The 25,062-nt window shown below is 61.5% G+C and carries 27 protein-coding genes and 1 pseudogene; 14 read left to right on the forward strand and 14 right to left on the reverse strand.

The features are described from left to right. Nucleotides 1–8: 8 nt before the first annotated feature. From AC0L3N_RS22475 to AC0L3N_RS22495, 5 genes are all read left to right on the forward strand, one after another. Entirely contained in the window at nucleotides 9–722 is a 714-nt protein-coding gene (locus AC0L3N_RS22475; RefSeq protein ID WP_473549565.1) for an ABC transporter permease, read from the forward strand. Beyond that, entirely contained in the window at nucleotides 719–1,552 is an 834-nt protein-coding gene (locus AC0L3N_RS22480) for an ABC transporter permease (protein WP_123151325.1), read from the forward strand. The genes AC0L3N_RS22475 and AC0L3N_RS22480 overlap by 4 nt, the downstream gene beginning before the upstream one ends. Before the next feature lie 63 nt (nucleotides 1,553–1,615). Beyond that, nucleotides 1,616–2,485 carry an NAD(P)-dependent oxidoreductase gene (locus tag AC0L3N_RS22485; RefSeq protein ID WP_473549594.1) on the forward strand — a complete coding sequence of 290 codons (870 nt, stop codon included), beginning with the start codon at nucleotides 1,616–1,618 and terminating at the stop codon, nucleotides 2,483–2,485. An 8-nt stretch (nucleotides 2,486–2,493) separates the two neighbouring features. Next, the gene (locus tag AC0L3N_RS22490) at nucleotides 2,494–3,195 is read left to right on the forward strand and encodes a DNA alkylation repair protein (protein ID WP_473549566.1); all 702 of its coding nucleotides are present in this window, start codon (nucleotides 2,494–2,496) and stop codon (nucleotides 3,193–3,195) included. After that, on the forward strand, nucleotides 3,158–3,736 hold the full coding sequence (locus tag AC0L3N_RS22495) for a GNAT family N-acetyltransferase (protein ID WP_473549567.1): 579 nt from the start codon (nucleotides 3,158–3,160) through the stop codon (nucleotides 3,734–3,736). Before AC0L3N_RS22490 ends, AC0L3N_RS22495 begins: the two co-directional genes overlap by 38 nt. Here the strand turns inward: AC0L3N_RS22495 and AC0L3N_RS22500 are convergent. Both AC0L3N_RS22500 and AC0L3N_RS22505 read right to left on the reverse strand, forming a co-directional pair. Then, nucleotides 3,637–4,365: a hypothetical protein gene (locus AC0L3N_RS22500; protein ID WP_473549568.1), complete on the reverse strand. Its 729-nt coding sequence runs from the start codon at nucleotides 4,363–4,365 to the stop codon at nucleotides 3,637–3,639. The two genes, AC0L3N_RS22495 and AC0L3N_RS22500, sit on opposite strands and share 100 nt — an antisense overlap. Beyond that, entirely contained in the window at nucleotides 4,365–5,066 is a 702-nt protein-coding gene (locus AC0L3N_RS22505) for a DUF7986 domain-containing protein (protein WP_473549569.1), read from the reverse strand. The genes AC0L3N_RS22500 and AC0L3N_RS22505 overlap by 1 nt, the downstream gene beginning before the upstream one ends. 348 nt (nucleotides 5,067–5,414) lie before the next feature. On the opposite strand from AC0L3N_RS22505, the gene AC0L3N_RS22510 reads away from it, so the two are divergent. Next, a complete protein-coding gene (locus AC0L3N_RS22510; RefSeq protein WP_473549570.1) occupies nucleotides 5,415–5,978 on the forward strand; it encodes a DUF3299 domain-containing protein in 564 nt (187 codons plus the stop codon). A gap of 11 nt (nucleotides 5,979–5,989) precedes the next feature. Here AC0L3N_RS22510 and AC0L3N_RS22515 read toward each other — a convergent pair whose 3' ends face one another. The 4 genes from AC0L3N_RS22515 to AC0L3N_RS22530 all read right to left on the reverse strand — a co-directional run bounded on the left by AC0L3N_RS22515 (nucleotide 5,990) and on the right by AC0L3N_RS22530 (nucleotide 8,619). After that, nucleotides 5,990–6,481: an Lrp/AsnC family transcriptional regulator gene (locus AC0L3N_RS22515; protein WP_006333679.1), complete on the reverse strand. Its 492-nt coding sequence runs from the start codon at nucleotides 6,479–6,481 to the stop codon at nucleotides 5,990–5,992. Between the two features lie 120 nt (nucleotides 6,482–6,601). After that, entirely contained in the window at nucleotides 6,602–7,219 is a 618-nt protein-coding gene (locus tag AC0L3N_RS22520) for a uracil-DNA glycosylase family protein (protein ID WP_473549571.1), read from the reverse strand. 16 nt (nucleotides 7,220–7,235) lie between these two features. Next, nucleotides 7,236–7,847 carry a glutathione S-transferase gene (locus tag AC0L3N_RS22525; RefSeq protein WP_473549572.1) on the reverse strand — a complete coding sequence of 204 codons (612 nt, stop codon included), beginning with the start codon at nucleotides 7,845–7,847 and terminating at the stop codon, nucleotides 7,236–7,238. Between the two features lie 148 nt (nucleotides 7,848–7,995). Further along, a complete protein-coding gene (locus tag AC0L3N_RS22530; protein ID WP_473549573.1) occupies nucleotides 7,996–8,619 on the reverse strand; it encodes a thermonuclease family protein in 624 nt (207 codons plus the stop codon). Nucleotides 8,620–8,694: 75 nt separating this feature from the next. Between AC0L3N_RS22530 and AC0L3N_RS22535 the strand changes: the two genes are divergently transcribed. Next, entirely contained in the window at nucleotides 8,695–10,215 is a 1,521-nt protein-coding gene (locus tag AC0L3N_RS22535) for a sensor histidine kinase (RefSeq protein ID WP_473526703.1), read from the forward strand. A gap of 105 nt (nucleotides 10,216–10,320) precedes the next feature. On the opposite strand, the gene AC0L3N_RS22540 is transcribed toward AC0L3N_RS22535, so the two are convergent. Continuing rightward, entirely contained in the window at nucleotides 10,321–11,316 is a 996-nt protein-coding gene (locus AC0L3N_RS22540; protein WP_473549574.1) for a nicotinate-nucleotide--dimethylbenzimidazole phosphoribosyltransferase, read from the reverse strand. A 182-nt stretch (nucleotides 11,317–11,498) separates the two neighbouring features. On the opposite strand from AC0L3N_RS22540, the gene AC0L3N_RS22545 reads away from it, so the two are divergent. Beyond that, complete coding sequence (locus AC0L3N_RS22545; RefSeq protein WP_123151316.1) at nucleotides 11,499–11,732, forward strand: DUF1289 domain-containing protein; 234 nt, start codon at nucleotides 11,499–11,501, stop codon at nucleotides 11,730–11,732. Nucleotides 11,733–11,739: 7 nt separating this feature from the next. Continuing rightward, the gene (locus AC0L3N_RS22550; protein WP_123151315.1) at nucleotides 11,740–12,444 is read left to right on the forward strand and encodes a TIGR02281 family clan AA aspartic protease; all 705 of its coding nucleotides are present in this window, start codon (nucleotides 11,740–11,742) and stop codon (nucleotides 12,442–12,444) included. Nucleotides 12,445–12,468: 24 nt separating this feature from the next. Here the strand turns inward: AC0L3N_RS22550 and AC0L3N_RS22555 are convergent, their stop codons facing one another. Then, nucleotides 12,469–13,212: an SDR family oxidoreductase gene (locus AC0L3N_RS22555; protein WP_473549575.1), complete on the reverse strand. Its 744-nt coding sequence runs from the start codon at nucleotides 13,210–13,212 to the stop codon at nucleotides 12,469–12,471. A 34-nt stretch (nucleotides 13,213–13,246) separates the two neighbouring features. Further along, on the reverse strand, nucleotides 13,247–13,531 hold the full coding sequence (locus AC0L3N_RS22560; protein ID WP_473549576.1) for an SDR family oxidoreductase: 285 nt from the start codon (nucleotides 13,529–13,531) through the stop codon (nucleotides 13,247–13,249). A gap of 161 nt (nucleotides 13,532–13,692) precedes the next feature. Between AC0L3N_RS22560 and AC0L3N_RS22565 the strand changes: the two genes are divergently transcribed. After that, on the forward strand, nucleotides 13,693–14,628 hold the full coding sequence (locus AC0L3N_RS22565; RefSeq protein WP_473549577.1) for an AraC family transcriptional regulator N-terminal domain-containing protein: 936 nt from the start codon (nucleotides 13,693–13,695) through the stop codon (nucleotides 14,626–14,628). Nucleotides 14,629–14,698: 70 nt separating this feature from the next. Here the strand turns inward: AC0L3N_RS22565 and dusA are convergent, their stop codons facing one another. Continuing rightward, nucleotides 14,699–15,694 carry a tRNA dihydrouridine(20/20a) synthase DusA gene (dusA, locus tag AC0L3N_RS22570; RefSeq protein WP_473549578.1) on the reverse strand — a complete coding sequence of 332 codons (996 nt, stop codon included), beginning with the start codon at nucleotides 15,692–15,694 and terminating at the stop codon, nucleotides 14,699–14,701. Nucleotides 15,695–16,073: 379 nt separating this feature from the next. On the opposite strand from dusA, the pseudogene AC0L3N_RS22575 reads away from it, so the two are divergent. Beyond that, nucleotides 16,074–17,350 (forward strand): annotated as a pseudogene (locus tag AC0L3N_RS22575) (NAD(P)/FAD-dependent oxidoreductase). A 92-nt stretch (nucleotides 17,351–17,442) separates the two neighbouring features. On the opposite strand, the gene AC0L3N_RS22580 reads toward AC0L3N_RS22575, so the two are convergent. The 4 genes from AC0L3N_RS22580 to AC0L3N_RS22595 form a co-directional block, all read right to left on the reverse strand. Then, a complete protein-coding gene (locus tag AC0L3N_RS22580) occupies nucleotides 17,443–18,771 on the reverse strand; it encodes an aspartate aminotransferase family protein (RefSeq protein WP_473549579.1) in 1,329 nt (442 codons plus the stop codon). 88 nt (nucleotides 18,772–18,859) lie between these two features. Beyond that, nucleotides 18,860–19,912: a phosphotransferase enzyme family protein gene (locus tag AC0L3N_RS22585; RefSeq protein WP_473549580.1), complete on the reverse strand. Its 1,053-nt coding sequence runs from the start codon at nucleotides 19,910–19,912 to the stop codon at nucleotides 18,860–18,862. A gap of 248 nt (nucleotides 19,913–20,160) precedes the next feature. Continuing rightward, nucleotides 20,161–20,829, reverse strand: a complete 669-nt coding sequence (locus AC0L3N_RS22590; RefSeq protein WP_473549581.1) for a haloacid dehalogenase type II — start codon at nucleotides 20,827–20,829, stop codon at nucleotides 20,161–20,163. 192 nt (nucleotides 20,830–21,021) lie between these two features. Beyond that, nucleotides 21,022–21,918 carry a LysR family transcriptional regulator gene (locus AC0L3N_RS22595; protein ID WP_473549582.1) on the reverse strand — a complete coding sequence of 299 codons (897 nt, stop codon included), beginning with the start codon at nucleotides 21,916–21,918 and terminating at the stop codon, nucleotides 21,022–21,024. A 75-nt stretch (nucleotides 21,919–21,993) separates the two neighbouring features. On the opposite strand from AC0L3N_RS22595, the gene AC0L3N_RS22600 reads away from it, so the two are divergent. From AC0L3N_RS22600 to AC0L3N_RS22610, 3 genes are read left to right on the forward strand one after another with little or no spacing between them, the layout of a single operon-like run. Then, the gene (locus tag AC0L3N_RS22600) at nucleotides 21,994–23,163 is read left to right on the forward strand and encodes a four-carbon acid sugar kinase family protein (protein ID WP_473549583.1); all 1,170 of its coding nucleotides are present in this window, start codon (nucleotides 21,994–21,996) and stop codon (nucleotides 23,161–23,163) included. Then, nucleotides 23,150–24,163: a 4-hydroxythreonine-4-phosphate dehydrogenase PdxA gene (pdxA, locus tag AC0L3N_RS22605; protein ID WP_473549584.1), complete on the forward strand. Its 1,014-nt coding sequence runs from the start codon at nucleotides 23,150–23,152 to the stop codon at nucleotides 24,161–24,163. Before AC0L3N_RS22600 ends, pdxA begins: the two co-directional genes overlap by 14 nt. Continuing rightward, nucleotides 24,160–24,873: a 4-hydroxythreonine-4-phosphate dehydrogenase gene (locus tag AC0L3N_RS22610; RefSeq protein WP_192363914.1), complete on the forward strand. Its 714-nt coding sequence runs from the start codon at nucleotides 24,160–24,162 to the stop codon at nucleotides 24,871–24,873. The genes pdxA and AC0L3N_RS22610 overlap by 4 nt, the downstream gene beginning before the upstream one ends. Nucleotides 24,874–25,062: the final 189 nt, after the last annotated feature.

Consider the following 25,062-nt stretch of genomic DNA (forward strand, 5'->3'; position numbering starts at 1 on the left):
GCAGGCGGATGCAAAGCGTTTGGACGCTGCTCAGTTGGGGACCCGAAGGCTGGCTCGACGACATCGCCTATGGTGTTTTCATCACCGTTTCGCTTGCAGCCGCGACCCTGCCTGTCGGTCTGGTGATCGGCTTTCTGGTTGCACTGGCCAAGCAATCCAACGAGCCGTCGCTGCGGCTGGCCGGCAATATCTACACCACGATCTTTCGTGGATTGCCCGAACTGCTGACCCTGTTCATGATCTTTTACGGCGCGCAAATCGGCATCCAGCAGTTGATGCGCCTGTATGACCCGGCCGCCGCGGTCGAAGTGAACGCATTTGTTTCCGGCATGATCGCGCTCGGCGTCGTCTTCTCGTCCTACGCCAGCGAGGTCTTCCTCTCGGCATTCCGCGCCATCCCGAAGGGACAGTATGAGGGCGGCTATTCGGTTGGCCTGTCTGGTGGGCAGACGATGCGACTGGTGGTGCTGCCGCAGCTTATCCGTATTGCCCTGCCGGGTCTTGCCAATCTGTGGCTCATCCTGCTCAAGGATACAGCGCTGGTATCCGCCATCGGTCTTGCCGACATACTGCGGCAAGCGGGCGTCGCGGCCCGCGTGACCAAGCACGCATTTCTGTTTTTTGGGGTCGCTGCTCTTATCTATCTGCTCCTCGCCATCATCTCGTCCTTCGGCATCAATGCCATTGAACGCAGGGTTGGCCGACAACAGGTGCAACGATGAGCGCGGCAGCAGCCGACGTGGCGACCAAGGTCGAAAAACCGCCAGCAATCCCGCGCGGCTGGTCCCGGCAACGTGTATTGGGATATGCGTTGGTCGGCCTCTGGATCGTGCTCGGCATCGGCATGATTGTATACTTGGTCGAGGCTTGGAATTCCGAACTCTTCCAAAAATACGCTCCGGGCTACATCTCTGGCCTTGGCGTGACGCTCACGCTTGTCGCCGTGTCGATCGTGTTGGGAGCCGTCCTTTCAGTTCCTGTCGCCTACGCACGGATGTCCAGGAACCGGATCCTGTCCAGCGTTGCCTACGCTTATGTCTACTTCTTTCGCGGCACACCGCTTTTGACCCAAGTCTTTCTTATCTACTATGGAGTGGGTTCGTTTCGACCGGCACTTGAAGCTGTCGGCCTGTGGGGCTTTTTTCGTGAAGCCTGGTACTGCGCCATTTTCTCGTTCACCCTCAATACAGCAGCCTATCAGGCTGAGATCCTGCGCGGCGCTATCGAGAGCGTCCCCAGAGGTCAGTGGGAAGGCGCTGCCTCGCTTGGCCTGCACAAATTGCAAACACTGCGCAAGATCATCCTGCCACAAGCGCTGATCGTGGCGCTGCGTCCCTATGGCAACGAGATCATCCTGATGATCAAAGGCTCCGCCATCGTGGCCCTCATCACCGTCTATGATCTGATGGGCATTACGAAGCTCACCTATTCGCGCACTTTCGACTTCCAGTCCTATATCTGGGCGGCGATCATCTATCTGATCATTGTCGAGGTACTCCGCCACGCGGTCGAATGGATAGAACGGCGCATTACCATACATCTGCACCGCTGACTCCCATAGCTTTGCCTGATCCGCTAAGAAGGCCGGAAAACAGGCTTGAAGGGATTCGAAAACATGGCATCGGTGGCATTTCTCGGTCTTGGCGTCATGGGCTATCCAATGGCCGGACATCTCAGTAACAAGGGCGGCCACGACGTCACCGTCTATAACCGCACCAAGGCAAAGGCCGAGCAATGGGTTGCCCAGCATGGCGGCAGTGTTGCCAACACGCCGGCTGAGGCGGCCGACGGCAAGGACTTTGTCTTTTCCTGTGTTGGCAATGATGACGACCTGCGCGCGGTGACGATTGGAGCCGAGGGTGCGTTCCAGTCGATGAAGAAAGGAGCCATCTTCATCGACAACACCACGGCCTCGGCTGAAGTCGCGCGCGAACTGGCTGAGAAGGCGCAAGTACGCGGTTTCTCGTTCCTCGACGCACCGGTCTCCGGCGGTCAGGCAGGCGCCGAAAACGGCGTGCTGACCGTCATGGTCGGCGGCGAACAGAAAGCCTTCGACAAAGCAAAGCCCGTCATCGATGCTTATGCCCGCATGGTCGGGCTGATGGGTCCGGCCGGCTCGGGCCAGCTCACCAAGATGATCAACCAGATCTGCATCGCCGGTCTTGTCCAAGGGCTGGCCGAGGGCATCCATTTCGGCAAGAAGGCCGGGCTCGACATCGACAAAGTCATCGAGGTGATCTCCAAGGGAGCGGCTGGCTCATGGCAGATGGAGAACCGCCACAAGACGATGAATGCCGGCAAGTATGATTTCGGCTTCGCTGTCGACTGGATGCGCAAGGATCTCGGCATCTGCCTGGCGGAGGCCGACCGCAACGGCGCCAAGCTGCCGGTGACGGCACTTGTCGACCAATTCTACAAGGATGTGCAGGGGATGGGCGGCAAACGCTGGGACACGTCCTCGCTGCTGGCGCGATTGGAAAAGTAGGTTTTGTCTTGGCCGAGCTGTCGCCCCAATCCAGCGCCGAGGAGATTCTCGCCCATCTGCGCTCGATCGGCTCGCAGGAGAACCGCCTTGGCATGCTGCGCTACGGCATCAAGATCGAACGTGCGCTCGGCATCTCGCATGGCGTGCAGCGGCAGATTGCCAAGAAAATCAAGCGCAACCATGAGCGTGCCTTCGAACTATGGGAGTCGCGCATTATGGAAGCGCAGTTCATCGCTTCAGTGACAGCCGACCCGAAGCGGTTCTCTGTCGCGGATGCAAGACAATGGGCGGCGACCTTCGACTCGTGGGATATCGTCGACGGCGTCTCCGATCTCTTTGTCGATACGGATTGCTGGAAGGAACTGATAGAAGAGTTCGCGGCCGACGAACGGGAATTCGTTCGACGCACGGCTTTTGCCATGATGGCCTGGTCGGTGGTCCACCGGAAGAATGAACCAGAGGCGACCTTCCTCGACTTCCTGCCGATCATCGAAGCGCATGCCGGCGATGGCCGTAATTTTGTGAAGAAGGCGGTGAATTGGGCGCTTCGTTCGATCGGCAAGCGATCGATGAATTTGCACGGCGCTGCCCTTGCCCTGGCCCAGAAGCTGGCTGGTTCGACCGACAAGACGGCGCGCTGGATCGGCAAGGACGCTGCAAGGGAACTTTCCGATGCCAAAACGCTTGAGCGGCTCGCCAGGAAAGGCTGACCCGAGCCAAATCCGCTTTACTGAGGTGACGCGATCGACGCGCGCCGATTTCGAGAACCTGTTCGAGCAGCCTGGCGCACCAAAATACTGCTGGTGCATGGCCTGGCGCCACCTCGAAAACCGCGAACATGCGTCCAACGATGAGAGAAGACGGGCCATGATGGCGCTCATCGAAGCCGGCACGCCGGTCGGCATTGTCGCTCATGCCGAAGGCAAGATGGTAGGCTGGTGCTCCGTGGCGCCACGCGAGACCTATCGCAAGCTGTCGCGGGAGCAGGACGACAGGGAGGCGGGCGTATGGTCAGTCGTCTGCTTCTATGTGCCGAGGGCGTCGCGCGGCCGTGGACTGGCAAGCGCCCTGCTCGACGCGGCCATCGATCACGCCTTCGCCAAAGGCGCCAGGACCATCGAGGCCTATCCGGTCGACCAGGCGTCGCCGAGTTACCGTTTCATGGGCTTTCGAGACATGTTCGTGGCCCGCGGATTCCACGAGATCGGCACGGCCGGCTCGCGCCGGCATGTGGTGCGCCTGGAGCGTTGAGGAAGCCAGACGCTAGCGGCGTAGGTCGTGAACATCAAGTTCCGTCCACATCCACTCAAAACTGTAAACGGCCATAGGATGGGCGCGGTGAGGCTGCCTCGCAGTCTGGTTTTCCAAATATTTGAGCCACTCGGCGACCTTTTGCCGGCCAGTTTGGGTCTTGACAGCCTGACGCGGTGTCTTACCCCGAGCACTTGGACCGGCTGATCGAGGGTTTCCCTATAATGTTGATCCAGGTATTCGTGAACGACCTGTTCGGCGAGTTCCGGCGGCATCTCCGATGAGGGCGTCCTGCCATCCTTGGCTGGCCGTTCGGCCATCATCTGCTGTATGGTGCGGATTTCGGTAAGAGGTGTTCGGACCAGATCGCCGAGGGCTCGTTGGATCAGGGCCGTCCCTTTTTCCGCCCGCTCGGCGGAATTGGCGGATAGACACAGGAAACCGCCTTTCAACTCGACATTGCCCAACACACGCAAACCGTTGTCCATCACGGTATCCAGGGAGAGCTTACCCGCCTCCTTGGGTTTGTCCTCGCCTTGCGGCGTGTATTCCAGCCAGTTCCAGAATTGTGCATCTTCCTGCGACATGCCCGCTATGCCGTTCAGCCGGGCGGCGATGTCCTTCTGCATCACGCCGGAGGCCAAGGGAAAGCGGACATCATGAATTCGTCGCCCTCGGTATTTTGGAGCATCGGCATGTCCATCACCTTGTCAAGGGCGTCGAACACCCATACGAGCGTGAACATGAACGCCACCGCCCGCAGGTCTTCATCCCTCATGGCCGGCAGCTTTCTTGCGGTCCTTTTGCCGAACACGTCCAACAGACCATCGAGCAAGGAGTCGGTGGCCTCTCGGGTGAAGGGAAGAATGCCGCCGGTAAGGATATTCTTTCCGAGGACGGGCACGATTCTCACCGCTATCTTGTCCCACTGCTTCAACGTCTTGGTGGCGGTGCCCTCTTTGACTGCGATCGGCTCGCCACCGCGGAGAAGATCGCGCGCCATAAGCGATTGTCCCGGAACGACGTCGCTCACCTCATACAAGCTCATGACGGAGGTACGCAGCGCGCCCATATAGGCTCTCGTTTGCGCATTTTCCTTCCAGCCTCTGCGCTTGAGATACTCATCGACGATGTTGCTGGGTTCGCCCTCGAAATCCTGGGTCAGGAAATCCTCGAAGGCGCAGCCCCAAAGATTCATTACTCTGTCGTCACCGAGGACCTCGGCGAGTTCTTCGAATTCCATGTCCCCGTCGCCAAGGATCGGGCCGAAATGATCGTCGAACACTTCCGCGAAACATTCGCTCCATTCGTCACGGCTGAGGAATTTCATCAGCCGTTGAGATCATGGCTGGTCGGCATTGAACTTCTCCAGGCTCAGGCGATATTCGAAGATAGGGTCTGTCTACTGGCGTCGCTTGGTCGGGTTATTCTGCGCCGCTGAGGCGGCTGGGCAAGACGCTTTCGGCGATTTCCTCGCCTTTCTTCGGATCGAACTCCCCGAGCCGGTGCCGCCGCGCCCTTCACTGTGGGCGGCAGCCTCAACGACGGTTTGCCCCGGCTAGCCCCACGGGCATGGCACTCGAAGTTGCATTCTGCGATAACAAGTGGATCACTCCGTTGCCGATACGTCACGACGGGTTTACCCGATCCAGCCACGGACTGGCGAAGGATGAAGCCAATGAATCGTCTCAAATCAGGCTCGGCCTTAGCTGTGGCACTGGGCCTCTCCATTGCCACCGCTTCGGCCGAAACCGCGCGCATATTCTGGAAGGACCTGCGCCCGGCGACCCAGCCCGCAGCCGAAAGTGTCGGATTGCCGATGATCGCGGCAAAAATAACTGATCGTGGCGAGACGCTGTCTCTCAATCTGCAGGACAAGACCGTCCAATTGGCGGGGTATGCGCTGCCGGTCGATCGCGAGGGCGATCTCGTCTACCAGTTCCTGCTGGTACCTTGGACAGGTGCATGCAGTCACATGCCGACGCCGCCGCCAAATCAGATCGTCCTCGTCACGCCCGCGCACCCCTACAGGATGTCGGAGGCCTACCAGCCGGTCTCCGTGACCGGCGCATTGAAGCCGGGCATGGAGAAGAGTCAGCTCTTCATCCTCGACGGCGCCAGCGTCATCCAATCGGGCTACGCGGTGCGCAAGGCGGAGGTGGTGGATGTCGATGTGGTGCCGGACACCATCACCCAGCCGGCAAACTCGCCGTGGCGTTTTCTCAACAAAAAGAAGAATTAAGCAATAAATCCTCAGGCAGCGTTGGCGCCCGATTCCTTGTCCAGAACCATGTAGTCCAGCGGCATTTCGGTGGTGTACTTGATCTGCTCCATGGCAAACGACGACGAGACGTCGCGGATCTCTATCTTGGCGATCAGCCGCTTGTAGAAGGCGTCGTAAGCAGCGATATCGGGCACTACCACGCGCAGGAGATAGTCGACGTCACCGCTCATGCGGTAGAACTCGACCACTTCCGGAAATTCCTGGATGACCTCCGAAAAGCGCCGCAGCCACTCATGGCTGTGCGAATTGGTGCGGATCGACACGAACACAGTGACGCGCACATTGACCTTTTCATGATCGAGGATGGCGACGCGCCGCTTGATCACGCCTTCCTCCTCGAGCTTTTGGATGCGGCGCCAGCAGGGCGTGGTCGACAGTCCGACTTTCTTGGCGACATCGGCGACCGCAAGCGTCGCGTCCTCCTGCAAGAGGCGGAGGATTTTTCTGTCAAGGCGGTCCATTTCGGTGCTCCCACGGGGATAGACTAGGAATAGATTGGCTATAGTCCTTCTTATTTAGGCCATTCACAAGAAAGAAATTCTGCCAGATGGCGCAAAAGCGAGTGATTTCTTGCTTACGCTTCAGCCGAGGCGATAGCGGATTTCCGATCTCAGAAACGGCAGCAAATCCATTTCAAACCACGGATTGCGCTTCAGCCAGCCGGTGTTGCGCCACGACGGATGCGGTAGCGGCAGCACTTTCGGGTTGCTGGGCACATCCCAGATGGTGCGCCAATCCTTCACGGTCTCCGTCAGCGAGGACCGGCGCGCGGCGCCCATGTGCCAGGATTGTGCATAGCTGCCGATCGTCAGCACCAGGTCGATATGCGGCATCAGCGCCATCAGCGGCGCACGCCAGGCCGGTGCACATTCGCGGCGCGGCGGCAGGTCACCGCCCTTGGCATCCTGGCCGGGAAAGCAAAAGCCCATCGGCACGATTGCGAATTTTGTCGTGTCGTAGAATTCTTCGCTGCTGACGCCCAGCCAGTTCCGCAACCGATAGCCGGAGGCGTCGGTGAACGGCATGCCTGACATATGCACCTTGGTGCCCGGCGCCTGGCTGGCAATCAGTATGCGGGCGCTCGACGACGGCCTGAGCACCGGGCGCGGCTCGTGCGGCAACGGGCGGCCGATCGGGTTTTCGACGCAGATACGGCAGGCGCGTACCCTCGCCGCGAAGTTTTCCAGCTCTTCGCTCATTCTCGGGAACTCATTCTCAGGCGGCAGCGCTCGGCCGGCTGGAGATCGCCTGATGCCAGCGCAGCACGTTGGCACAGTCTTCCGGCACCTTGATACGCGCCGGCTTCATGAAGTCGATGGCAATCAGCCCGGTGATGTCGGCGATCGAATAGGCGTCGCCGGCGACGAACTCCCGGTTCGCCAACTCGTCGTCGAGGAGTTTCAGGAATCCGACGACTTTCGGCTTATTGGCCTCGCCCCATTCGGGGATTTGTGGACTCTCCCATTCCTTCATCGCCGGATGGATGTGCCGGAACGCGGCAGTGACGCAACCGAGCAAGTTGAGCTCCATGCGTCTTTGCCACATCTCGACCAGCGCTTTGCCGAGCGCGCCGCGGCCGAACAAAGCCGGTTCCGGATGCAGTTCCTCAAAATAGCGGCAGATGGCGACGGATTCGGTGATGACGGTGCCGTCGTCGAGTTCGAGCACCGGCAGGCGCTGCAGCGGGTTGCGCGAACTGACCGGCGGCTTTCTGTGCTCCAGCGCGCCCATGTCGACAGGCACCAGAGGAACCTCAAGCCCCTTTTCGGCAAGGAAGACGCGAACCCGCCGTGGATTGGGCGCCCGGCCGCCGTCGAAGAGTTTCATTCCATTCCTCCTATCGGATCGGCCCGAAAACCGGAATCGATTTCCGGAAAGCACGATGCGAATCAAGAATCCCAGCGCATGCCTTGTGCGTCCGAATGAACGCACGTCGCTCTGTACAGGTCTGTTGCAACAACTATAGGGTTGACCATCACCGGAAGCGAAAAATTTCTCGCAAGGCATCGCCGATCGAAGCCAAAGTGCCGTGCTTCCTTTCGGCCACTTCGTGATCGTGGCTCTCGCGCCAATCGTGCGGCTCGTCGAAAGTGCCGGCCCAGATGCCGGCCTTGCCGGAGCGGGCAACGGCTTCTTCGGTTTCGAAATCGCCATAGGCAACTGCCCAGCCGGCCTCGACCTGGGCGCGGTTGAGATCCTTGCCGCCGGCGTCGCAGTCGCCAAGCAGCCGGCCGTAGCGATCGCGCTGCCAGCCGGTGCAGGAGACGGGTTTGCCTGATATCAGACGCACCAGCGACTGCCGCGCCAGCTTGCCGCAGGGATAGCCGGCGCCGTCCTTGCGGCAGACCTGCGAATATTCCGGCGCGTCAATGCCGCGCATACGGATGCGCTCGATACCGAGCGTGATCGTATCGCCGTCATTGACGACGGCGGCACCCTCGGTCTTGCGGGTCTCGATCCGATCAAGCCGCGCCGCCAGAAGGATCAGCAGACCGAGGACAAGCACGGCCAGTGCGTAGTCCACCAGCCGGCGCCAAAGGCTTCGCGGCCGCGGCGGGACGTATCGCTGTCGCGGTCGCCGCGACCACGATCGGTTCATATGGCAAACCGTTGGTTAATCATTCGAACGTAGCTTAACAATTTGAAACCGCTGCCCGCATAAATTGAAGTCTCCATGCCCTCGCAACGCTCGACCACAGCGGACAAGTTTATTGTGGACCGCCGGAAACCCCATCGCAACAGCGATGTGGCGCGCGCGGTGCGCAAGACGCGCGACCGTCTTTCGCAGCAGGCCGGAAATCCTGATTTCGACCGCGAGCTGTTGAAACTCCACGCCGGTGCGATGATAGGCGGCGCGATCATAGTTCCGCTTCTCGTCCTGGCGACCGCCGCGACCGGTCTGTTTGCTGGCGTCGGTAAGGAAATTGGCGTCTGGGCCCTTTTTACACTCATCTGCTACACGATCGTCGTGTTCATGGCGAGGCGCGTCGACCGAACGGAAGCTGCCGAACTCAACCCGCTGCAAACGCACGGTGAATTCCTGATAGGCCATTTCCTTTGCGGCCTGGGCTGGGCCTGGTTCGCCTGGCTCGGTTGCGATGCTTGCCAGGTCGATCAGTTTCAGCTGATCAAGGCGGTGGTGCTGCTGCTTGCCATGGCGGCGACCGCGATTACGGCGTCATCGCTGCGCGGTGCGTTGCTGGCGACCTTCGCCGTTCCGGTGGCCGCCTATGCCTATACCGGCGCCAGGCAGTGGATGCCGGTCGAACTGATCATGGCCGGGTTGCTGATCGTCTCGCTGCCCTTCTTCGCCTATGTGGCGCGCCAGCTCAACCGCTCGTCCTTGATGTTGCTCTCGTTCCGCTCCGAAAAGGATGCGCTGATCGCCGAATTGGACACCGCGAAATCGATGTCGGACGAAGCGCGGCGACGGGCGGAGGACGCCAATCTGGCAAAGTCGCGGTTTTTGGCCTCGATGAGCCACGAATTGCGGACGCCGCTCAACGCCATTCTCGGTTTCTCCGAGGTGATGGCGAACGAGGTGCTCGGCCCGATGAGCAACCCGACCTATCGCGACTATGCTCGTGACGTGCATGACTCTGGCCAGCATCTGCTCGACCTGATCAACGAAATCCTTGACCTGTCGCGCATCGAAGCCGGCCGATACCAGCTCAATGAAGAGCCGATGATGCTGCTATCCGTCGTCGAGGATTGCTGTCACATGATGGAGCTGAAGGCGCGCAACAAGGATATCCGGATCGTCCAGGATTTCGAAAACGCGTTGCCGCGCCTGTTCGCCGACGAACGCGCGGTGCGACAGATCGCGCTCAATCTTTTGTCGAACGCCATCAAGTTCACCGGAACTGGCGGCGAGATCCGCGTGCGCGTCGGCTGGACGGCGGGCGGCGGCCAATACCTCTCCGTCAAGGACAACGGGCCTGGCATACCGGAAGACGAGATTCCGGTCGTGCTGTCCGCCTTCGGCCAGGGCTCGATTGCCATCAAGAGCGCCGAACAAGGCACCGGGCTCGGCCTGCCGATCGTCCAAAGCCTGCTCGCCATGCATGGCGGCGAGTTCGAACTCCATTCCAAACTGCGCGAAGGCACCGAGGCGATCGCCATCTTCCCGTTGAGCCGGGTGATGGAGGAATTGCCGGCGCTGCCGACCAAAGCCGTTGCTGCGCGCCGGCGATAGACGCTTAATGCATGTCGCGCAAAAGTGTGCAGCGGTTTTGCGATAACGACATGCGTAAAAACAACCTAAAGCGCGTCGCATGAGGCGGGTCGAACGCGACGCGCTTTAATGAACCGCCGCCGCCATGCCCGAGCTGGTGAGCGCAGCGGCTTTGACCAGGCCCGCCGCAAGTGCCGCCCCTGCCCCCTCGCCGTGGCTCACGCCGAGATCAAGCAGCGGGCGCAAGCCGAGCCGCTCGGCGGCCCGAGCATGCGCAGGCTCTGGCGACAGACTGGCAAGCAGGCAGTGGTCGAGCGCGGCGGGGTTGGCGGCATGCAGCGTCGCGGCGGCGGCAGTCGCAACTAGCCCATCGAGCAGGACGGGAATCTTCTGCATCCGGGCGGCGAGGATGGCGCCGGCGATCGCCGCGAATTCACGGCCGCCAACCCGGCGCAACGCTTCCAGCGGATTCCTGAGACTTGTGCCGTGGAAGGCTAGCGCGGCATCGACCACTTCCGCCTTGCGCGCCCGCATCGATGCATCGGCGCCCGATCCGGATCCGACCCAATCGGCGCCCTTGCCACCAAACAGTGCGGCAAACAAAGTCGCTGCAACGGTGGAATTGCCGACGCCGAGGTCGCCAAGGCAAAGCAGATCGGTGCCGCCGGCGATCGCCTCCATGCCGAAGGCCATGGTGGCGGCACAGCCGCGCTCGTCAAGTGCTGCGTCCTCAGTGATGTCGGCGGTCGGAATGTGCAGCGCTAGATCGAACACTTTCAGCCCGAGCTCATAGGCGATGCAGATCTGGTTGACCGCCGCACCCCCGGCCGCGCAAAGCTCGACGGCGTTCGCCGTGGCAGCGACAGGCCGTGGCGAAATGCCGTGCCGAGCGACGCCGTGATTACCGGCGAAGATCGCCACCAGGGGCCGGTTCACTGCCGGCGGCGCACGGCCGCTCCAGGCAGCGAGCCACGCGGCGATGCCCTCGATGCGGCCGAGCGAACCTGTGGGTTTGTCGGCCTTGGCAAACAGCGCACGGACGCGGGCTTCGGCCGCCGTGTCGGCCGGCGGCAGGGTCGCCAGAAGATTGCGAAAATCGTCGAAGGGCAGCGCGCTGGTCATGTCGTTGGTGATCGTTTCCAGAGTTGGTGAGCGGCATAGCCGCCTTGCTCGGCCGGCACAACTGCCTGCATTGACGCGAAAGCGGTTGTCGGCGGCGCATTCCGGAGGGCTTGCATTGGCCTTGCCGTTGCACCATGTGGAGACGAGACAAGGGATTCCTGACGGAACCCTGAGAGAATATCATGACGGCCATCGAATCCCCATGCATCCTGGTCTGTTCGATCGACATGAAAACCGGCTTCTGCTTCGGTTGCGGCCGCACGCGCGAGGAAATCGGCGCCTGGATCGAGATGACCCCTGAAATCCGCCGCAACGTGATGGCCGAGCTGCCGGCCCGGCTGGAAACAGTTGAACGCAGACCGCGCCGGGAAACCCGCCGAACCCGCCTCGCGCGCGAACGCGACGCTCTCTCGTGAGCCACATATGAACCGGTTTTTCTGGGTTTTGATGATCCTGATCGGGGTAGGTGTGGCCCTGCTCATGCTCAACGATTCCGCCGGCAGCACATTCGGCGTCGAGAATTACGATTTTAGCCGGCTGATCTGGCTTGGCGCATTGGTCGCGCTCATCGGCGCCGGCCTGCTCAGATCAGGCAGACCCTTGGGCACGATGGCCCGCAATCTGGGCACCTGGGCCGTCATCGTGCTCGCACTGATCGCCGGCTACCAATACCGTTATGAATTGCAGGATTTCGCCAGCCGGGTAACGGCGGGCCTTGTTCCCGGCAGTCCGCTGGCATTGGGCCTTGAGGACGGCCATGCCACGGTGACCCTGGACAAGGCCGGCAATGGCCATTTCGAAGCGCGCATCATGGTCAACGGCACGCCGGTCCGGGCCGTGGTCGATACCGGCGCAACCAGCACCGTGCTGACCGCGCAGGACGCGCAAGCGGCCGGGTTCAATCCAGCCGTTCTCAATTTCACCATACCGGTTTCCACCGCCAACGGCATGGCGCGCGCCGCCGCCGTCAGAACCGACGAATTGGCGATCGGCGGGATCGTGCGCAAGGACATGCCGGTGATGATCGCCGCGCCCGGCATGCTCGGCCAGAGCCTGCTCGGCATGAATTTCATCGGCTCACTGTCCGGTTTCGACGTGCGCGGCGACCGCATGATCTTGCGCGATTGAACAGTCGGGCTGCTTCGGCGCTGCTCAATGAGCGTTGAGCATCTCGACCGCTTGATCAAACCGGCCGTCCCTCTCCGCCCAGCGCAGGAACCCCACGCGCTCCACCAGTATCTCTTTGGGCGTCGGCTCCCGGCTGAACAACGCCATCGTCTCGTCAATGAACGCATCGAGCGGCATATACTCGTCGCGCGTCGACTGGCCGGGCGTGAGTTCAGTGCGAACCGCGGGTGGCGCAAGCTCGATCACTTCGACCCTGCCCCTGAGTTGCTCGCGCAACGACACCGTATAGGAATGGATCGCCGCCTTGCTGGCATTGTAGGTCGGCGTGCCACTCAGCGGCACGAAGGCCAGGCCTGACGAGACATTGACGATCACGGCATTTTGCCGGGCCGCCAGATGGTCGATCAGCGCGTTGGTGAGGCGGATCGGTCCGAACAGGTTGGTGACGATCGTCTTCTCCGCGTCGCGCAGATCGCGGGTCCTGGTGAGATCCTCGCGGCGCATGACGCCGGCATTGTTGATGAGCACGTTGAGCGCCGGGTGCTCGGCGACTACGTGCTTGGTAAATGCCATAATTGCTTCCGGATCTTCGACATTGCCGACCATCGCGTGCATGCCTTCACGCCCGGCGATCGTCTGCTCGAGCGCCTCCTTGCGCCGTCCCGCGACGATCACAGTGTTTCCAAGCGCATTGAAGCGCAGCGCCAGTTCCCGCCCGATTCCGGACCCTCCGCCGGTGATCAGGATCGTATTTCCGGTCATTTTCATCGTTCTGTGCTCCATCAATTCCAGCCAATCGGGGTCAAACGATCCCGCCGTTTGCGAATACCGTCTGCCCGTTGATCCAGGCACCGTCCCCGCTGCAGAGCGCCGCGATTGCGTCGGCAATGTCGGTAGGCTCGCCGATGCGCTGATGTGGCGTGCGCGCGGCGAAGTCGGCGATCTGCTCCGGCGTCTTCCTGTCAGTAAACAGGATGGTGTTGACGACGCCCGGCGCCATCGCGGTCACGGAGATCATGCGCCCGCGAAGTGCCATGGCGACATCGCCAGCACGGGCTCGTCTCGGTGACACGTTCTGTCCAGACATATAGATCCCCTTCCTTGTTCGGTTGGGACATTTCCTACAGGGCGATGCGGTCGACAGCTTGCCAACGCATGCGCAAAACTTGCTCGATCCTGCAGCCCACGTGATGTTTGTCCGCCCGCATGCTAGGATCGCCAGCATCGCGCCGCTGCAGGAGACATTGCATGGACGTCCTCAAACATGCCGTTCACACCTATGCCGCCCGCCATGCCAACCGGGACGGCCTGGCGCTGACGCCAGTGCCGGGCCTGCGGATGATGTGCGTTGAGTCACCACCTGGCGACTTTCACTCGGTCTATCGGCCGCTGGTTTGTCTGGTTCTGCAGGGTGCCAAGCTCATGACCGTGGGCAGGGAGCAGCAAGTTTTCTCCGCCGGGCAATCCGTGATCGTGAGCGCGGACATGCCGGTCGTCGGACGGATCGTGCAGGCAAGCCGGCGCGAGCCCTACCTGGCCGTCGCAGTCGAACTCGAGATGACGCTCCTGCGCGAGCTCGCGGCGCAGTTGGGCAGCGTGCGTGCGCAGCGCCCGTCAGAGACACGCACCTTGTTCGCGGAAGACACCAATGCCGCAATTCTGGATTGCGCAGTGCGGCTGATGCGCTTGCTGGACCGACCGGACGCTACGTCGCTCCTGCGCCCCGGAATTATGCACGAGCTGCATTATTGGCTCCTCTCCGGTCAGCATGGCGCGGCTCTGCGGTCGCTTGCGGATCCGGACAGTCACGCGAGCCGTCTCACGGCGGCCATCGCGATTCTTAGAACCGAATATCGATCGCGTATTCCCGTCGAGCGCTTGGCGGCGGCAGCGGCGATGAGCCTCACCGCCTTCCACAAGCACTTCAAGCACATGACGTCGCTGACGCCGGGACAGTATCAGAAGCGGCTTCGCCTAATCGAAGCACGCCGCCTTATGCTCGATGAAGGCTTTTCGGCAACCAGCGCTGGGTTCGAGGTGGGCTACGAGAGCATCTCGCAATTCACCCAGGAATATCGCCGCACATTCCAGGCGCCGCCGAAGCGCGATGCGCTGCGCACTCGATCCATGTCGCACGCGATCAAAGAAGAAATGCAGGACGCCGAGCGGGCGAGCGCTGCTTAGCTTGACCGACTTTGCTGAACAGACCGCGGAAGACACGCAAGCGACCGCATGATCTTGCGCGATTGGACAGTCAGGCTGCTTCGGCGTCCGTCCCGCTAAAATCGACTGCGGCGAAAGCTGCCTTCAGCACATCGGGTCCGGCGTCCGGCCTTGTCGCATCGGTCGAAAGGATTTGCCGGTAACGGCGCGCACCGGGCACACCGTGGAACAGGCCGACCATGTGACGGGTGACATGGCCAAGCCGCCCGCCCCGCTCGATATGGCGTGCCGCATAATCCGCCATGGCATCGATCAGCGCGGCAAAATCGAACGTTTTGGGTTTGTCGCCGTAAAACGCCGCGTCGACGCCTGCCAGAATGCCCGGCGTATGATAAGCGGCGCGGCCGAGCATGGCGCCGTCGACATGATCAATGTGGTCGAGCGCCTCTTCAAGGGATTGAATGCCGCCGTTGATGCCGATGAATTTGTTTGGATTTTTGGCCTTCAGCCGATACACCCTGTTGTAGTCGAGCGGCGGGATGTCGCGGTTTTCCCTAGGGCTCAGCCCTTCCAGCCACGCCTTGCGGGCATGCACCCACAGCGCGTCTGCGCCGGCCGCGAAAACCCCGTCCGCCAGCGCATCGAGCGCCGGCTCAGGATCCTGCTCGTCGACGCCGATGCGGCATTTGACGGTGACGGGGATGCCGACAGAGGCTTTCATCGCCGCGACGCAATCGGCGACCAGAACCGGTGCTTTCATCAGGCAGGCGCCGAACGTACCCGACTGGACGCGGTCGGATGGGCAGCCGACATTGAGGTTGATCTCGTCATAGCCGAAGGCCTCGCCGATGCGCGCCGCCTCGGCAAGCTTCTGCGGATCGGAGCCGCCGAGCTGCAACGCCACCGGATGTTCCGTACCATCGAAGCCGAGCAAGCGCTCGCGCTCGCCGTGGATGACCGCGTCGGCGACGACCATCTCGGTGTAGAGCAGTGCCCGGCGCGTCAACTGGCGATGGAGGAACCGGCAATGCCGGTCCGTCCAATCCATCATAGGTGCAATGGCAAACCGCATGCTTAAGTAATTCATTTCACCCCACTTTTTCGCTCTCAATCCGTCCAATGCCCCATTGGACCGACGGATAAAGAAGTTCCCATATCATATCCAAAAACACGCATAACAGCGACGGAAGCTTCTGAGAAGCAGCGCTTGAGCCCGGATTGGTCACCTGAATGTGCACGAAAGCGATGAAGGCCAGGTCATCCGAAAGCTGACCACCGGCGGCCCGCTATCAAGGGGATTTAGCCTGGCAATCGCCGAGCGTCCTGCGCCGCCGCATTTCCTGCGGTTTCCGCCGCGTAGGACGACTGATTGTTGCAGGCCCATGGGAAGGGCCGTACCTCACAGCGCGGGAGCGGACCTACACTTCATCCTGTCGGCGTCCCGACGAGCGCGAGAGGTGTTCAAAATGAAGCTTACCTCCTATTGGCATGATACGTCGAAAGCCTTTGCTGGGGCGACCCGCGAAACCCTCTCAGGCGATTTCGAAGTCGCCGTAATTGGGGCGGGCTTCACCGGTCTCAATGCCGCGCGCAAACTGGCCAAGTCTGGCGTGAAGGTCGCACTCATCGAGGCCGAGCATGTCGGGTATGGTGCATCGGGGCGCAATGGCGGGCACCTCAACAGTGGTCACTTCGCAAGTTTTGGCGCGGCCAAGGCTCACTTTGGAGAGGCCAAGGCTCGTCGGTTCTGGCGCTCCTACGACGACTCGATCGATATGATCCAAGCATCATCGCGGAAGAGGCCATCGACTGCAGCTTCCGCAGGGGAGGCAAGCTCAAGCTTGCATCCAAGCCATCGCACGTGAAGGGGCTGCGGGCCATGTGCGAGGAGCTTCGCCGCGAAGTGGATCCCTCGGTGGAGTGGCTCTCACGTGGCGATGTCCGCAACGAGCTGGGTTCGGAGGCCTTTCACGGCGCGGTGCTGTCACCCAAGTCGGCGATGATGCATATGGGCCAGTATGCCAATGGCATGGCGGACGCAGCCGCTCGCCATGGTGCGACGATCTGGGAGCACAATCCAGTCCAGTCCTGCATCCGGGTGTCAGATGGCTGGCGGATCACTTCGCCGACCGGCTCGCTCGCTGCCCGCCGGGTCATTCTTGCGACCGACGCCTATACAACCGAGAGTTTTGACTACTATCGGCGACGGATGATGCCAATTGCATCTTTCATCGTCGTGACGCGCCCGCTTACCCCCGAGGAGGTCGCGGCAACCCTGCCGGGCAATCGGAACTACACGAACTCGCTCAACATCGCCAACTACTTCAGACTCACCCCGGACAACAGACTCTTGTTCGGCGGGCGTGCGAAGTTCTCGGCTGCCTCGAACCAGAAGACAGACGTGCGTTCCGGAGAGCTTTTGCGCAAGCAGATGCTCGATGTGTTCCCGCAACTGGCCGATGTCGAAATCGACTATTGCTGGGGCGGTCTCGTCGGCTGCACGCAAGACCGCTATCCGCGCGCCGGCGCCGCCGATGGCCTGATCTACGGCATGGGCTATTCAGGACATGGCGCGCGGCTCTCGACACTGATCGGAAGTGTGCTAGCGGACATTGCCATGGGCCGCACAGATACCAATCCAATCGGTGGCATGGACTGGAACGCCGTCCCGCTGCATACCGGCAAGCCCTGGTTCCTGCCAATGGTGGGCACCTATTATCGGCTGAAGGATATGCTTCCCTGATCCCGCCGAGAGGCCCCAAAGTGGCCGACCGACACCGCCAATCTCGGCACGCATTGAACTAGGACCTGGCCGCCTGCTCGCAGGCATGCGGTCTAGCCTGCGACCTTGATGAGTGCCCGCTCCATGGCTACAAGGAAGAGGTCGACGTGCTCGGCCTGGCAAACGAGCGGCGGGCGCACTTTAAGCGAATCCTCGTTGGCCCCTGTCGTGCTGATAAGGACGCCGTCGTCCCGCATTGCGTTCACCACATCCAGCGCCATTGCACGCCTGCCTGCCGCCGGTGTGCCCTCAGGCCCGATGTCGACGCCAAAGAACAGACCGGCGTTTCGGATGGCACGAACTCCGTAAGGCTGCTGCGCGATTTTCTCCAGCCCGGCTCGGAGGCGCTGGCTCATGGCAAGCGCTTTTTGGGGGATCTGGTCACGCTGCAGGATCGTCAGCACGGCGTCCGCGGTCGCTATGCCAACCGTATTTCCGGCGAATGTGTTCGAGTAGCGAGAGGTGGCACCAAATTGCTCCATCGGTGCTTTGCGACCAACGACAGCGCCAATTGGAAATCCGTTGCCCATCGGCTTGCCGAGGGTAACAAGATCCGGAACGATCCCATGCCGCTCAAACCCCCACATATGAGCGCCGGTTCGCCCGAAGCCCGGTTGAACTTCGTCGGCGATGACGAGACCACCTGCCTCCCGCACGGCCGCAACTCCACTGGCAATGAAGCCAGGGGGATCGATCCATACGCCATCGCTGGAAAAAATACTGTCGATGAGCAGGGCCGCAACGCCGATGCCACGACGGTTCAAATCCACAATGGCCGAACGAATCTGTGCCTCGAAAAAGTCCGCAGCCTGGGCTTCCGGCACCCCTGCCGGCCCAGGTAGGGATACCATGCGCACGAATGGGCTGAGCTTGACTGCGTCGCCCAGGTTCGGGGAAACCGCGGCGGTAGCCGCACTCGTGCCGTGATACGCATAGGTCGAGACGATCACGCCTTCGTTGCCGCTCGCAAATCGCGCAATACGCAGGGCGAGATCGTTGGATTCACTCCCCGTGCAAGTAAAAACCACCCGGTCGAGCTCGCTTGGGAAAGTGTCGACCAGTCGCTCGGCATAGTCGATAAGTTTTGGCTCGAGATAGCGTGTGTTGGCGCTTATCCGGCCCGCCTGTTCAGCCATTGCGGCGTTTACTTCTGGGTGGCAATGGCCGAGCGACGGCACGTTATTGTAGAAATCAAGATAGGCCCGCCCGTCAGGATCGTAGAGCCACATGCCTTCGCCGCGAACGAAGTGCACGGGTCGGCGGTACTGGAGCCGGTAGGAGGCCCCAAGTACTTCGTCACGGCGAGCAATTAGCTCGGACTCGCGCCTGGGAAGGTCGGATTCGCCCGGTCTGTAGCGATTAGGCATGAGATCTGTGGACATGTGCTGCTGCCTATTTGAAAGAGTACCTTGATCAATTCGCGGTTCTTCGTTTTTGGCGACCGTGCCGGTCGAGCGAACCGTAATGGCGTTACGGCCCGGACGACGGCATTGCCGCCAGGACTGCCTCCTCGCCCGAGGCGATACCAAGAGGCGCCAGGATGGAAAGGCCGTGCTCGGCACGCGCGACATTCTTTTTGATGTACTGGGCATCGGCCGGAAAAAGGTGGGATCGCCAGTAGTTGACCAGGATCAAAGCGCTTTGTCGCGCCCGCATCAGTCCGACGAGCAGTTTTGCTTCCAGTGCCGAAAATGGAATGACAGAGGCGTAGCCGGCAATAAGATGCTCGGCTCCACCCAAAGGAAGGGTCGGATCCTTTACGACGTGACTTGCTGCGATCGCCAGGTCCTGGATCCTGGGGCTCCAGCAGCCATCGCCGAAATCGATGAAACCCATTCCCTGGCCCGTCACCATCATATTGAACGGGCTGGGATCATTATGAGTTACCTGCCACGCCACATTCGAGATTTGTGGCTCAACGAACTCCGCATACTCCGCCATCGCGACGCGTACGCTATCGGCAATGCTCCCGGATGGCAGGTATTGCTCCAGTTCCATCAACCGCGACCAGCAACCGACATGCCAAAGAACGGGACGGTGAGCCGCGGGCACACTGACCAGCTCAAGAGCTAGGTCCAGCCGGGCGAGAGCACTGCCGGTTCGAAAAAGCAGGTCGGGAGTTGGCGTCGCCTGGTGCAGCGGAATGCCCTCAATCCGGGTCTGCAAGTACCCGCATGTCCCCTCTTGCTCAAACATCAATGCGCCGCTGGTCGTGCGGAGCACTTCGGGTGCAACGAAGCCCGTGAACCCTTGCAATCCGGCCATAACGGCGGTTTGAAAACGAAAGCTGTCGACCGCCTCCGCTCTTGCCGACGTCTTCAGGATCAACCGGCGGCCGTCCGATAGGTTGACGTCAACGGTGCGCTCAACCTCGGAGGACAATGTCTCGATCGATCCCGTCAATCCGTAGTGGCGCTTCAGTAGTGCCGCCGACATGTCCGGTTCGGAGGAGCCCGGCCGCATCGCCAGGATTGCGGCGGCATCGCGAAAATAGGCGTCGGTTGAAGCTGCCGCGTTAGGCATATGATCGCATCCTGCCGTCATAGAGCCATTGAGCTGACCAGCTTTTTCATCGGGGACCAGATCACCACAAGCACCCAATTCGAAAAATCCTCGCCTGTTGGGGACGGTTGTTCTTCATGCTTCGACAGATGGAGCGCTCCAGCGATGGCACCCCGCAGGTCTATTTCTCGGGGTATTTGAGACGGCGCCGCTGGCAGCCGTCGAAAATGGGCGCAGTGCTCTGCGGGGCTCCGGCCTATCCTCGCCCCTCAGAGTCCGAAAACGCCTGGTAGCTGCGTCACATCGCGGATTTCGGTGTATTCGTAAAAGGGATTGGCCGGCTCGTGGCGGCGATTGACCCAGACCTTGCTCTTGATCCCCAGATCATAGGCGGACATCAGGTCGTGGCGGAAAGACGAGGACACATGCGTGATATCCGCCGGGCCGCAACCCAGCATGTCGAACATGTATTCGAACGCCTTGAAGTGCGGCTTGTAGGCACCCGCCTCTTCAGCGGTCAAGACGGCATGAAAGGGCGCACCGAGCTTTGCCACGTTCGACGGAATCTGGGCCACCATGGAGTTCGTCAGGGTGACCAACGGAATTTCCTTGGCCAGTTTAGCCAATCCCTCGGGTACGTCCGGATGCGGCCCCCAGGTGGGGATGCGGTTGTAGATCGTTTCGGCGTCTTCGGCACGGAATGCGACGCTGTTGCGGCGGCAGGTGCGTTCCAGTGCGTTGTGAACGACATCTGCATAAGGCTTCCAGTCCTGCAGCACCTCATCGAGGCGGTAGCCCTGGAAGTTTCTGATGAATTCGTCCATGTGCGGCCCATCCAGAAGATGACCGAACAGGTCCCTTGCGGCTTCCGCCATTTGGAAATTGATGAGCGTGCCGTGGCAATCAAAAGTCACGTATTTCGGCCGGAAGCGATCCATGTCCTTGGTTCCTGTCAATCTGCCCTACCAGCCGAGCATAATCGCAGGCGTTTGGCAGAATGTGCCGCAATGCATGGTCATTCAGCAGAAGGCCCTCCGGTCGACCGCCAAACCAGCACGCCCTTTCGCAGTGCTGTCTCTTTCGCCCCGTCTGAGCCGATACGGGCGCAAAGGCGACCTTATTTTCTTAGTTTAGCTGTTCTCAAGCACCTGCCGCTTGAACGATCTCTCGGACTCTGCGGTCAGCCAATCTCGCAATGCGGAGAGGCCGTTTGAAACAATGATCGACTTCGGATGGATCAGGCCGTAGTCCGTCCCGTCGCGATGAAAGCCGAGTGGTGCTTCCAATCGCCCATTCGCGACGTCATCCGCTGCAATCGCCTGGGGGGCAAGAGCAACGCCAAGACCACCCAGGGCGGCTTCTGCCATCAGGAAATGATGATCCAGCAATCGGGTCGATCGAGGACGCGGCGCATCCATGTGCGCGTCCAACCACGCTTCCCAAGCATCCGGTCGCGTCCGTGATCCGAGCGCCACATAGTCGCCACTCTCGAACCGCTTGCGCAGAGATGGTAGCATTACCGGACCAACACGCTCGGGCATCAGGCTGATGATGGTCCATTCCGGGTCCACCAGAAAATCGAGACGGCGGATCGCAAGCGTCACCCGGTCACGCGCGAAGTCGGGCCCTCCGCCGCCGGTCGACAGATGCACCTCGACATCCGGGTATCGATCCTGAAACCCAGATAAGCGGGGGATCAGCCAGCGCATCGCCAGCGAGCGCTCGCAGGACAGGATGATCGGAATGGGCGTCGAGCTGGATCTGATTTCTGCCAAGGCATCAGTGATTAAATGGAACGCCTTGCCGGTTGCCTCCGCCAGCTTCGCGCCATCGGAGGTCAGACGCACCCCGCGCCCGTCCGCTTCGAGCAAGCGCAGACCAAGATCGGCGGCCAGTTTGGAGACGCGGCGGCTGACTGCACCATGCGTCAGAGCGAGTTCGGCAGCCGCAGCACGCACAGACCCCAGACGCGCCACTGTTTGGAAGGCACGCAGGTCGTCGAGCGAAGGTACTTCAGAGCGCTTCATTGGTGACTTCATATCACCACAAATCGTCAGATCATATGGATAATCGGTTCCGACCGTTCTGCTATTCTCACCCAAATGAAGCAGAACACATCTCTCCTCGTCGGGATAATCGCCGACGACCTGACCAGTGCTACCGACGGCGCGGCGGCCTTTCTCGCGAGAGGCTATGCACCTATGATCAAGCGACAGGTCGACGGCGCGGAGAATGGAGCTATCACTTCGATTGATACCAACAGCCGCGCCTCCGACATCTCGCAGGCAAGAAAGGCTACGGCCGACGCCGTGTCGGCCCTCTCGAATGCCCGCCTTCTGTTCAAAACGATCGATTCGACCCTGCGCGGCCATATCCGCGTGGAAGTCGCCGCCGCCTTTCGCGCAAGCGGCCGGAGCAGGCTTGTCATCGCTCCAGCTTTTCCCGAAGCAGGACGGCTCACCGTGGACGGAATCCAGACGGTGAGCGGCATTCCCGTGAGTCAAAGCGTCTATGGCCGTGACCCGGTCCATCCCGCAGGCACATCGCACATTGCCAATCTGGTCGACCCGTCCCTGGGGATACCGACCATTCTCGCCCCAGACAGTTCCGGCGATGCGGCGACGAAAGGGTCCATTCTGATCCTCGACGCCGACAGCCAGGGCGTGCTGAACCGGCAAGTCGCCAGCATCCCCGATCCTGAGACTGTTCTTTGGGTGGGCTCTCCTGGTCTCGCCATCGCGCTGGCATCGCTGGTCCCTGCCGTGCCGGATGGACGCCCGGTAACGGGCAAAGCCGCCGGGCGGGTGGTGATCGTCGCAGGAAGCGCCAATCCGGTGACGCGCGTCCAATACGAGACCTTGCGTGTACAAGGCGTTCCCGTCGTCGCCGACCTGGCCGACGCTCCCGGCGACGCCCGTGTGATTTGCCTTCGGGCACCACTGCAACGGCAGGAGAACGCCAGCGCGGTGACGACGAACCTGGCCGGACAAGCAGCCGCGGCGGTCGCCCGGTTTGACTATGACGCGGTGATCGCCACCGGCGGCGAGACGATGGCAGCGATCCTCGACCGCCTCGGCATCAGACGTTTCTGTCTCACCCGCGAGCTGGAGCCCGGCTTTCCGGTCGGCCGCGCCGAACGGGAGGACGGAACGTCGCTCACCATCGCCATGAAGGCGGGAGGGTTCGGCTCACCCTCGGCACTCCTTGATGCCGCCCGCGACCTGCTGGCCAAACCGCTTTCACGAAAGGCTCTGATCCATGACCGCCAATGACGCTCCTCTAGCTGTGACCATGGGTGATCCCTCCGGCATCGGCCCCGAGATCATCGCAAAAATGTATCTCCGTCGGCCGGACAAGCGGCACTGGATCGTCGTCGGTGATCCGCTGGTGATGAACCACGCCCTTTGCGCGCTGGATACGGATGTGCGGGTCCGGCCGATCGCTTCCCTCGATGGGACCGTGCTCGAGGACGGAACTCTCAACGTGCTTTGCTCCTCGCAGCTTCGCTTCCTGCCACCGGTCAGCCAGGTTTCGGCCACCAGTGGACGCGCGGCGTTCGACGCCATCGTCCTCGCCATACGACTGGCGCGGGACGGTCGCGTGGGCGGCATCGTTACGGCGCCGATCCACAAGGAAGCACTCGCCGCCGCCGGTCTGCACTATCCCGGCCACACCGAAATCCTGGCCGATCATGGCGGGGCTCCCAAGGTCGCCATGATGCTGGCGAACGAGGACATTCGCACGGTCCTCGTCACCATCCACTGTTCGTTGTCCGAGGCGATCCGCAAAGGCGATTTCGCGTCGCAGATGGACGCGATCCGGCTGGCCCATGCCGGTGCGCAGGCGATCGGCATCGCCCATCCACGCGTCGCTGTCGCGGGCCTCAATCCGCATGCCGGCGAAGGCGGTCTCTTTGGAGACGAGGAAATCCGCATCATCCGGCCGGCAATCGAGGCGGCCCGTGCCGAAAGTATCGACGCATCCGGCCCATGGCCCGGCGACACCGTGTTCATGCAGGCCCGCAAGGGCCGTTTCGACATCGTGGTCGCGCAGTATCACGACCAGGGCCTCATCCCGGTCAAATACATGGGCCTCGACCATGGCGTGAACATCACGCTGGGCCTGTCGTTCGTGCGCACCAGCCCCGATCACGGCACCGCCTTCGACATCGCGGGGTCCGGCGTTGCCGACCCCTCCAGCCTTGAGACCGCCTTCGACTACGCCCTTCGGCTCAAGGCTTCCCTCCAGAACCAGAAAGCCGGCACCCCATGACACCATTCGACTTTATCTTCATGCTGACGCGCAACGACCGCACCGTGGCCGACGCCGCCGTCCACGTCGAAACGGCGCTCCGCACCGGAATCCGCCACATCGGCTTCAAGGACATCGGCCTGCCGCTCGACGCGCTCGCCGGCCTCGCCCGCCAGATCCGCGCGGGCGGAGCCAGTACATATCTCGAGGTCGTATCGCTCGATCGCGACAGCGAGGTCCGCTCGGTCAAGGCGGCGATCGACCTCGGCGTCGACTACCTGCTCGGTGGCACCCATGCCCAAGACGTGCTGCCGCTGCTGGAAGGAACGCTAATCCGCTACTATCCGTTTCCGGGCCGGGTTGTCGGGCACCCGAGCATTCTCGAAGGATCGCAGGCCGAGATCGTCAAAAGCGCTGTCGCGCTCGCCAGCCATACCGGGGTCGCAGGTCTCGACCTTCTCGCCTACCGCTCGGCAGGCAATGTGCCGTCTCTCATCGACGCTGTGTGCCGAGCCGTGCCCAAGCCCGTCATTGTCGCGGGATCGGTGGATCGCCCGGATCAGATCGAGACTATTCGCAAGAGTGGCGCAGCGGGATTTACCGTCGGTACCTCTGCGCTGGACGGCCGGTTCCCGGCAGAGGGCCCCGCACTGGAATTCCAGCTGCGGGCGATCTCGGCGTGCCTCGAAGGACATCAAGAGAGCATGGGAGGTGAGGAACGATCCTGGTAGACAGCAACGTTCGACTTTCGTTCTTCACTTGGCCAAAATCGCAGCTTCGAGCCGACTTGGCCGACCGGAAGATGGAGCCCTCGAGAACCACTGGCCTCCAGCTTGCGCTATCCATTCCGACGCGACCCCTATTTCGGAACCTCAGAGGCAGCATCAGCGAGGCTTGGGATCATCCGCTTCGACCAGCCG

It is taken from the genome of Mesorhizobium sp. WSM4807, from assembly GCF_055811615.1.

Bases quoted from the DNA above. Each gene is read 5' to 3' on its own strand.
- AC0L3N_RS22485 (WP_473549594.1), top strand. From the start codon at position 1,616: ATGGCATCGGTGGCATTTCTCGGTCTTGGCGTCATGGGCTATCCAATG.
- AC0L3N_RS22520 (WP_473549571.1), bottom strand. From the start codon at position 7,219: ATGAGCGAAGAGCTGGAAAACTTCGCGGCGAGGGTACGCGCCTGCCGT.
- AC0L3N_RS22475 (WP_473549565.1), top strand. From the start codon at position 9: ATGCAAAGCGTTTGGACGCTGCTCAGTTGGGGACCCGAAGGCTGGCTC.
- AC0L3N_RS22610 (WP_192363914.1), top strand. From the start codon at position 24,160: ATGACACCATTCGACTTTATCTTCATGCTGACGCGCAACGACCGCACC.
- AC0L3N_RS22560 (WP_473549576.1), bottom strand. From the start codon at position 13,531: ATGTCTGGACAGAACGTGTCACCGAGACGAGCCCGTGCTGGCGATGTC.
- AC0L3N_RS22585 (WP_473549580.1), bottom strand. From the start codon at position 19,912: ATGCCTAACGCGGCAGCTTCAACCGACGCCTATTTTCGCGATGCCGCC.
- AC0L3N_RS22535 (WP_473526703.1), top strand. From the start codon at position 8,695: ATGCCCTCGCAACGCTCGACCACAGCGGACAAGTTTATTGTGGACCGC.
- AC0L3N_RS22525 (WP_473549572.1), bottom strand. From the start codon at position 7,847: ATGAAACTCTTCGACGGCGGCCGGGCGCCCAATCCACGGCGGGTTCGC.
- AC0L3N_RS22550 (WP_123151315.1), top strand. From the start codon at position 11,740: ATGAACCGGTTTTTCTGGGTTTTGATGATCCTGATCGGGGTAGGTGTG.
- AC0L3N_RS22540 (WP_473549574.1), bottom strand. From the start codon at position 11,316: ATGACCAGCGCGCTGCCCTTCGACGATTTTCGCAATCTTCTGGCGACC.
- AC0L3N_RS22530 (WP_473549573.1), bottom strand. From the start codon at position 8,619: ATGAACCGATCGTGGTCGCGGCGACCGCGACAGCGATACGTCCCGCCG.
- AC0L3N_RS22600 (WP_473549583.1), top strand. From the start codon at position 21,994: ATGAAGCAGAACACATCTCTCCTCGTCGGGATAATCGCCGACGACCTG.
- AC0L3N_RS22590 (WP_473549581.1), bottom strand. From the start codon at position 20,829: ATGGATCGCTTCCGGCCGAAATACGTGACTTTTGATTGCCACGGCACG.
- AC0L3N_RS22565 (WP_473549577.1), top strand. From the start codon at position 13,693: ATGGACGTCCTCAAACATGCCGTTCACACCTATGCCGCCCGCCATGCC.
- AC0L3N_RS22555 (WP_473549575.1), bottom strand. From the start codon at position 13,212: ATGAAAATGACCGGAAATACGATCCTGATCACCGGCGGAGGGTCCGGA.
- pdxA (WP_473549584.1), top strand. From the start codon at position 23,150: ATGACCGCCAATGACGCTCCTCTAGCTGTGACCATGGGTGATCCCTCC.
- AC0L3N_RS22515 (WP_006333679.1), bottom strand. From the start codon at position 6,481: ATGGACCGCCTTGACAGAAAAATCCTCCGCCTCTTGCAGGAGGACGCG.
- AC0L3N_RS22500 (WP_473549568.1), bottom strand. From the start codon at position 4,365: ATGCAGAAGGACATCGCCGCCCGGCTGAACGGCATAGCGGGCATGTCG.
- AC0L3N_RS22510 (WP_473549570.1), top strand. From the start codon at position 5,415: ATGAATCGTCTCAAATCAGGCTCGGCCTTAGCTGTGGCACTGGGCCTC.
- AC0L3N_RS22480 (WP_123151325.1), top strand. From the start codon at position 719: ATGAGCGCGGCAGCAGCCGACGTGGCGACCAAGGTCGAAAAACCGCCA.
- AC0L3N_RS22580 (WP_473549579.1), bottom strand. From the start codon at position 18,771: ATGTCCACAGATCTCATGCCTAATCGCTACAGACCGGGCGAATCCGAC.
- AC0L3N_RS22495 (WP_473549567.1), top strand. From the start codon at position 3,158: ATGCCAAAACGCTTGAGCGGCTCGCCAGGAAAGGCTGACCCGAGCCAA.
- dusA (WP_473549578.1), bottom strand. From the start codon at position 15,694: ATGAATTACTTAAGCATGCGGTTTGCCATTGCACCTATGATGGATTGG.
- AC0L3N_RS22595 (WP_473549582.1), bottom strand. From the start codon at position 21,918: ATGAAGCGCTCTGAAGTACCTTCGCTCGACGACCTGCGTGCCTTCCAA.
- AC0L3N_RS22545 (WP_123151316.1), top strand. From the start codon at position 11,499: ATGACGGCCATCGAATCCCCATGCATCCTGGTCTGTTCGATCGACATG.
- AC0L3N_RS22505 (WP_473549569.1), bottom strand. From the start codon at position 5,066: ATGAAATTCCTCAGCCGTGACGAATGGAGCGAATGTTTCGCGGAAGTG.